Source organism: Halalkalicoccus sp. NIPERK01, assembly GCF_030287405.1.
Classification (GTDB): Archaea; Halobacteriota; Halobacteria; order Halobacteriales; family Halalkalicoccaceae; genus Halalkalicoccus.
On sequence record NZ_JASVVV010000059.1, the window covers coordinates 1 to 242 of the forward strand.

General features: G+C 65.7%; 1 protein-coding gene. It reads right to left on the bottom strand.

Features of this window, described 5'->3' with window-relative positions; translation table 11 throughout:
• Positions 1 to 49: 49 nt before the first annotated feature.
• Positions 50 to 242 (bottom strand): histidinol dehydrogenase (locus QRT08_RS18550; RefSeq protein ID WP_286047476.1); only part of this gene is annotated, 193 nt, incomplete at its 5' end.

The window sequence follows — 242 nt, forward strand, 5'->3', positions numbered from 1 at the left end:
CTCGGAGTCCATGTTATCGCGTAGCCGACTAGCTGTAAAAAAACGTCGTCTACTCCCGGAGTCGGTCCCGGTCGACATCGCGTTCGTCGCGCTCGCGCACCCTGACGGCGACGCTCTCGGCGTGGCATTCGAGACCCTCCGCGCGCGCGAGCGTGTCGATGGTGTCCGAAAGCGAGTCGAGACCATCGGGCGAGAGGCGCTGGACCGTGCTCGCCCGGAGGAAGTGTTCGACCGACAGGCCG